General features: G+C 66.5%; 6 protein-coding genes. All 6 read left to right on the top strand.

Going from position 1 to position 7086, the window contains the following annotated elements; all coding sequences use genetic code 11:
• Positions 1 to 124 precede the first annotated feature (124 nt).
• Positions 125 to 1756, top strand: a complete 1632-nt coding sequence (locus AC1VAN_RS07000) for a TldD/PmbA family protein (RefSeq protein WP_480985530.1) — start codon at positions 125 to 127, stop codon at positions 1754 to 1756.
• A 27-nt stretch (positions 1757 to 1783) separates the two neighbouring features.
• A complete protein-coding gene (locus AC1VAN_RS06995; RefSeq protein WP_442251734.1) occupies positions 1784 to 3418 on the top strand; it encodes a TldD/PmbA family protein in 1635 nt (544 codons plus the stop codon).
• 21 nt (positions 3419 to 3439) lie between these two features.
• The gene (locus tag AC1VAN_RS06990; RefSeq protein WP_025876012.1) at positions 3440 to 4774 is read left to right on the top strand and encodes a TldD/PmbA family protein; all 1335 of its coding nucleotides are present in this window, start codon (positions 3440 to 3442) and stop codon (positions 4772 to 4774) included.
• Complete coding sequence (locus AC1VAN_RS06985; protein ID WP_025876014.1) at positions 4774 to 5481, top strand: DUF4159 domain-containing protein; 708 nt, start codon at positions 4774 to 4776, stop codon at positions 5479 to 5481. Before AC1VAN_RS06990 ends, AC1VAN_RS06985 begins: the two co-directional genes overlap by 1 nt.
• Positions 5482 to 5494: 13 nt before the next feature.
• Positions 5495 to 6478: an AAA family ATPase gene (locus AC1VAN_RS06980; protein ID WP_480985529.1), complete on the top strand. Its 984-nt coding sequence runs from the start codon at positions 5495 to 5497 to the stop codon at positions 6476 to 6478.
• A 7-nt stretch (positions 6479 to 6485) separates the two neighbouring features.
• The coding region (locus tag AC1VAN_RS06975) for a DUF58 domain-containing protein (protein ID WP_480985528.1) at positions 6486 to 7086 on the top strand (601 nt) is incomplete at its 3' end.

The raw sequence follows: 7086 nt of genomic DNA, 5'->3' as shown, positions 1-7086 counted from the left end.
GCCGAAACCCTCCCCGACCATGACTGCAGTCACTTGCCCGAATGTCCGCCGCTGGCGAAAGTCGAGGAGTTGACGTGATCGGATCGGTCCTTTGCCGGCCGCACGGAAGTGAGAGAGAGACGCTGTGCAACGACGTGAGTTCCTGGCATTTTCCGCTCTGGGCCTGGCGGGCCTGGCCCTGCCGCATTCGCGGCTGATCGCCGCCGAGCAGTTGCTGGCCCCGGTCGACCCGGCCAAGCGCCGGYGCCTGGCCGAGGTCGCCCTCGCTGCCGCGCGTTCGGCCAAGGCCAGCTACTGCGACGTGCGCATCGGGCGCTACCTCAACCAGTCGGTGATTACCCGCGAGCACCAGGTCGGCAACGTGACCAACCGCGAATCATCCGGTGTGGGCGTGCGGGTGATCGTCAACGGTGCGTGGGGTTTCGCCGCCACCCACCAGCAGACCGAAGCGGCGGTGCGCACCGCCGTCGAACAGGCCACCGCCATCGCCCGCGCCAATGCCAGCATCCAGTCCCGCCCGGTGCAGCTGGCGCCCACCCCGGCCGTCGGCGAGGTGCGTTGGCAGACACCCATCCGCCGCAATGCGATGGAAGTGCCGATCCAGGACAAGGTCGAGCTGCTGCTGGCGCTCAATGCGGCCGCGCTGAATGCGGGCGCCGACTACATCAATTCCACCCTGTTCCTGGTCAACGAACAGAAGTACTTCGCCTCCAGCGACGGCTCGTTCATCGACCAGGACATCCATCGCATCTGGCTGCCGTTCACCGCCACTGCCATCGACAAGGCCAGCGGCAAGTTCCGCACCCGTGCCGGCCTGTCCTCGCCTATGGGCATGGGCTACGAGTTCCTTGATGGCGATGCACGCGGCAAGGTGCAGCTGCCCGGTGGCATCACTGCGTACCGTGATTCCTATGACCCGGTCGAGGACGCCATCGCCGCCGCCCGCCAGGCGCGCGAGAAGCTGAAGGCGCCCTCGGTGAAGCCCGGCAAGTACGACCTGGTGCTGGATCCGTCCAACCTGTTCCTCACCATCCACGAGAATGTCGGCCACCCGCTGGAACTGGACCGCGTGCTCGGCTACGAGGCCAACTACGCCGGCACCAGCTTCGCCACCCTGGACAAGCGCGATGCCGGTTTCCGCTGGGGCAGCGACATCGTCACCTTCTTCGCCGACAAGACCCAGCCGGGCAGCCTCGGCGCGGTCGGCTACGACGACGAAGGGGTGAAGACCCAGCGCTGGGACCTGGTGCGCGACGGCATCCTGGTCGACTACCAGGCGACGCGCGATGAGGCCCACATCCTCGGCCGCGATGCCTCGCATGGCTGCAGCTATGCCGACTCGTGGTCCAGCGTGCAGTTCCAGCGCATGGCCAATGTCTCGCTGGCGCCGGGCAGGACACCGCTCAGCGTGGAGGACATGATCAAGGACGTGGAAAACGGCATCTACATCCACGGCCGCGGCTCGTACTCCATCGACCAGCAGCGCTACAACGCGCAGTTTGGCGGCCAGCTGTACTACCAGATCAGGAACGGAAAGATCACCGGCATGGTCGAGGATGCGGCCTACCAGATCCGCACGCCGGAGTTCTGGAACGCCTGCACCGCCATCTGCGATGAACGCGACTTCCGCCTTGGCGGTTCGTTCTTCGACGGCAAGGGCCAGCCCGGCCAGGTGTCGGCGGTCTCGCACGGTTCGTCCACCACCCGTTTCAACGGCATCAACATCATCAACACCGCGCGCAGTCTCGGCGTTTGAGCCACCCGTCCTTCATGGAGAGCAGCCTTGCACAGACGTGACTTCCTGGCCCTGACCGGGCTTACCGCTGGCGGCCTGATCGTGCCGTCGTTCTTCGGCAAGGCGATCGCCGCCGAGCAACTGCAGTCCAGCCTCGACCCTGCGCTGAAGAAGCGCCTGGCCGACGCCGCCCTGCAGGCCGCGCGCAGCGCCGGCGCCACCTACTGCGACGTGCGCATCGGCCGCTACCTGCGGCAGTTCGTGATCACCCGCGAGGACAAGGTGCAGAACGTGGTCAACACCGAGTCCACCGGTGTGGGCATCCGCGTGATCGTCAACGGCGCCTGGGGCTTTGCCGCCACCAATGCGCTCAGCACCGCCGACGTGGTCCGTGCCGCGCAGCAGGCCGCGGCGATCGCCAAGGCCAACGCGGGCGTGCAGACCGCGCCGGTGCAGCTGGCCAAGGCGCCGGGCGTGGGCGAGGTCAGCTGGAAGACGCCGATCCGCAAGAACGCGATGGAGGTGCCGATCAAGGAGAAGGTCGACCTGCTGCTGGACGTCAACGCCGCGGCGATGGGCGCCGGCGCCAGCTTCGTCAACTCGATGCTGTTCCTGGTGAACGAGCAGAAGTACTTCGCCTCCACCGACGGTTCCTACATCGACCAGGACGTGCACCGCATCTGGGCACCGATGACGATCACCGCCATCGACAAGGCCAGCGGCAAGTTCCGCACCCGCGAAGGCCTGTCCGCACCGATGGGCCTGGGCTACGAGTACCTCGATGGCGCGGCTGCCGGCAAGGTGCTCACGCCCAATGGCGTGGTCAACTACGGCTCGTCCTACGACATGAAGGAAGATGCCATCGCGGCGGCCAAGCAGGCGCAGGAGAAGCTGAAGGCGCCGTCGGTGAAGCCCGGTAAGTACGACCTGATCCTGGATCCGTCGCACACCTGGCTGACCATCCACGAGTCGATCGGCCACCCGCTGGAGCTGGACCGCGTGCTCGGCTACGAAGCCAACTACGCCGGCACCAGCTTCGCCACCCTGGACAAGCGCGAGCAGCATTTCCAGTACGGCAGCGAGCACGTGAACATCTTTGCCGACAAGACCCAGCCGGGCAGCCTCGGCGCGGTCGCGTACGACGATGAAGGCGTGAAGTGCAAGCGCTGGGACCTGATCAGCAACGGCAAGCTGGTCGACTACCAGACCATCCGCGACCAGGCCCACATCCTCGGCAAGACCGAATCCGATGGCTGCTGCTATGCCGACTCGTGGTCCAGCGTGCAGTTCCAGCGCATGGCCAACGTGTCGATGGCGCCGGGCAAGTCGCCGCTGAGCGTGTCGGACATGATCAAGGACGTGGAGAACGGTATCTACATCATCGGGGATGGTTCGTTCTCGATCGACCAGCAGCGCTACAACGCGCAGTTCGGCGGCCAGCTGTTCTACGAGATCAAGAACGGAAAGATCACCCGCATGCTCGAAGACGTGGCCTACCAGATCCGAACCCCGGAATTCTGGAATGCCTGCAGTGCCGTGGCCGATGAACGCGACTACCGCCTGGGCGGTTCGTTCTTCGATGGCAAGGGCCAGCCCGGCCAGGTTTCGGCGGTCTCGCACGGTTCGTCCACCGCGCGCTTCAACGGCATCAACGTCATCAACACCGCACGCAGCCTCGGCTGACCGGTCAGGAGCCCTTACACCATGAGTATCTTCACCGAAGCCCAGGCCAAGGCCATCCTCGACAAGGTCATCGCCCTGTCCAAGGCCGATGAGTGCACGGCCGTACTGGCCGGTTCCATCAACGGCAACATCCGTTTCGCCCTGAACAACGTGTCCACCAGCGGCATCGTCGACAACACCGAACTGGCCGTCACCGTGGCCTTCGGCAAGCGCGTGGGTACCGCCTCGATCAACGAGTTCGACGACGCGGCGCTGCAGCGCGTGGTGCGTCGCGCCGAAGACCTGGCCCGCCTGGCCCCGGAAAACCCGGAGTTCATGCCGGCCATCGGCAAGCAGACCTACCGCCCCAGCCCGACCTTCAGCGAATCCACCGCCGCCATCGATCCGGCCTTCCGCGCCAAGGTCGCCGCCGATTCGATCGCGCCGTGCCGTGGCAACGGGCTGATCGCTGCAGGCTTCCTCGAAGACGGCCAGGGTTTCTACGCCACCGCCAACAGCAATGGCAACTTCGGCTACCAGCGCACCACCAACTTCGACTACACCTGCACCGTGCGCACCGAAGACGGCCGTGGTTCGGGCTGGGTGGGTCGCAACCTGAAGGACGCTGCCGACTTCAAGGCCGACCAGGACATCCGCATCGCCATGCGCAAGGCGACCGAGTCGCAGGAAGCCAAGGCACTGGAACCCGGCAAGTACACGGTGATCCTGGAGCCGGCAGCAGCCGCCGGCCTGATCAGCTTCATGATGAACTTCTTCAGCGCACGCTCGGCCGATGAAGGGCGCAGCTTCCTGTCGAAGAAGGGCGGTGGCAACAAGCTGGGCGAGCAGGTCTACGATCCGCGCGTGAACATGCATGCCGACCCGTGGCACCCGGACGCGCCGGTGCTGCCGTGGGACAACGAGGGCATGCCGCGTGAGCGCATCGCCATCATCGAGAACGGCAAGGTCGCCAACCTCGACTACTCGCGCTTCTGGGCACAGAAGCAGGGCAAGACCGCCAAGGCCACGCCCGGCAACCTGCTGATGAGCGGTGGCGAGAAGAGCACCGCCGAACTGGTGCGCGGCACTCAGAAGGGCATCCTGGTCACCCGTACCTGGTACATCCGCATGGTCGATCCGCAGACCGTGCTGCTGACCGGCCTGACCCGCGATGGCACCTTCTACATCGAGAACGGGCAGATCAAGCATCCGGTGAAGAACTTCCGCTTCAACGAATCGCCGGTGATCATGCTCAACAACATCGAAGAGCTGGGCAAGCCGGTGCGCGTGGCCGGTGACGAGTCCAACTTCGTGATGATGATTCCGCCGATGAAGCTGCGCGATTTCACCTTTACCTCGTTGTCCGACGCGGTCTGATGGATCGACGGGCCTGCCTGCGCTGGTTGGCCGCTGCCGCTTCGGCGGCGGCGCTGCCGGCATGGGCGCAGGCAGGCCCGCGCAGTTCGCGCTACGACTTCTGGTTCACCCGCCTGCAGTACGACTCCGGCGACTGGGACGTGGACGCGCGCATGCCGTCCAACCTGATCACCTCGCTGATCGACTACACCTCCCTGCGGGTGGACCCGCAGGAACGCGTGGTGGCGTTGGCCGATCCGCGCATGCTGGAAGCGCCGTTCTGCTACCTGGCCGGGCACACCCTGGTCGAGTTCAACGCGGCCGAACGGCAGAACTTCGTGCGCTACGTGCGCAATGGCGGCTTCGTCTTCGTCGACGACTGCAACCACGATATCGACGGCCTGTTCGCCACCTCGTTCGAAGCGCAGATGGGCCGGCTGTTCGGGCCGAAGGCGCTGCAGAAACTGCCCAACAGCCACGCGCTGTACCGCAGCTTCTTCCGCTTCCCCGACGGCCCGCCCGCGACCAGCTTCGAGCTCAACGGCTGGGGCGATGACCTGGTGCACGACTACCTGAAAGGCATCGAGGTCGATGGCCGGCTGGGTCTGCTCTACAGCAACAAGGATTACGGCTGCGAGTGGGACTACGACTGGCGCAACAAGCGTTTCCTGGCCGAAGACAACACCCGCTTCGGCGTCAACATCGTGATGTACGCATTGAACAATTGAACGGACCACGCCCATGACCTCCCCCGACCTCGATTCCCTGCTGCCGCGCCTGCACGCGCTGCGCAGCGCCCTGGCCCACGCCGTGGTCGGCCAGCACACCGTGGTCGAGCAGCTGCTGATCGGCCTGCTGGCCGGTGGCCACTGCCTGCTGGAAGGCGCGCCGGGGCTGGGCAAGACCCTGCTGGTGCGCTCGCTGGGGCAGGCACTGGAACTGCAGTTCCGGCGCGTGCAGTTCACCCCGGACCTGATGCCCAGCGACATCCTGGGCACCGAACTGCTGGAAGAAGACCACGGCACCGGTCATCGCCATTTCCGCTTCCAGCAGGGCCCGATCTTCACCAACCTGCTGCTGGCCGACGAGCTCAACCGCACCCCGCCCAAGACCCAGGCGGCGCTGCTGGAAGCGATGCAGGAGCGTACGGTCAGCTACGCCGGCACGACCTACACGTTGCCGGCGCCGTTCTTCGTGCTGGCCACGCAGAATCCGATCGAACAGGCCGGTACCTACCCCTTGCCCGAAGCACAGCTGGACCGCTTCCTGCTGCATGTGCTGGTCGATTACCCCAGCGAGGAAGAAGAGCGGCAGATCCTCGAACAGACCACCGGCGGTGCCACGGAAAGCGTGCCTAAGGTGATGGATGCCGAAGCGGTGATCGCGCTGCAGGCGGCGGTGCGCCAGGTGCATGTCAGCCCCGACGTGCTGGCCTGGATCACCCGCCTGGTCCGCGCCAGCCRCCCCGGCGATGGTGCACCGGCAGCGATCAACCAGTGGGTGAAATGGGGCGCGGGTCCGCGTGCCGGGCAGTCGCTGGTGCTGGCCGCCAAGGCGCGCGCCCTGCTGCAGGGACGCTTCGCCGCCACCCGCGAGGATGTGCAGGCGCTGGCGGCACCGGTGATGCGCCATCGCCTGCTGCTGTCCTTTGCCGCCGAAGCCGAGCAGAAGCGGGCCGACGATGTGGTCGCCGCACTGCTGCAGGCCGTTCCCTTCCCGGGTTGATCCACTGGTGACCGCAGGCACGCCGCTGCTGCTGCCACCCGACCTGCGTGCGCGCCTGCGTGCGCTGCGCCTGCGGCCACGCCTGGCCAGCGGTGCGAGCGGCATCGGCCAGCATGCCAGCCGCAGCCGCGGCGCCGGCCTGGAATTCGCCCAGTACCGCGCCTACGAGCCCGGTGACGAACTGCGCCAGATCGACTGGAAGCTGTATGCGCGCTCGGACCGCTTCTTCGTGCGCGAATCCGAGCGCGAGAGCCCGATCACCGTCTGGCTGCTGCTCGATGCCACAGCCTCGGCGGGCCAGTCCGACCATACAGCGCCCGGACGCAGCCGCCTGGATCACATGCGGCAGCTGGCTGCCTGCGTGGTCGAGCTGGCGCTGCAGCAGGGTGATCGCTTCGGCCTGCTGGCGATCAACGGCGAAGGCCTGCAGCTGGTGCCGGCCGCGCATGGCGCGCGCCAGCGCGACCGCGTGCATCTGCAGCTGCATGCCCTGCAGGCGCGCGGCGCATGGCCGGCCGCAGAGCGGCTGCGACCGCTGTGGGAGCGCGTGCGCCCCGGCGATCTGCTGCTGGCCATCGGCGATGGCTTCGACGACGCGGGCATCGTGC

It is taken from the genome of Stenotrophomonas sp. 05L44_2, from assembly GCF_056665995.1.
The sequence above is the reverse complement of the archived record's forward strand: the minus strand, read 5'-3'. Positions and strand labels throughout refer to the sequence as shown.

What these genes read in the sequence shown, in the direction of transcription:
- AC1VAN_RS06985 (WP_025876014.1), top strand. Translation starts at nt 4,774, where the DNA reads ATGGATCGACGGGCCTGCCTGCGCTGGTTGGCCGCTGCCGCTTCGGCG.
- AC1VAN_RS06990 (WP_025876012.1), top strand. Translation starts at nt 3,440, where the DNA reads ATGAGTATCTTCACCGAAGCCCAGGCCAAGGCCATCCTCGACAAGGTC.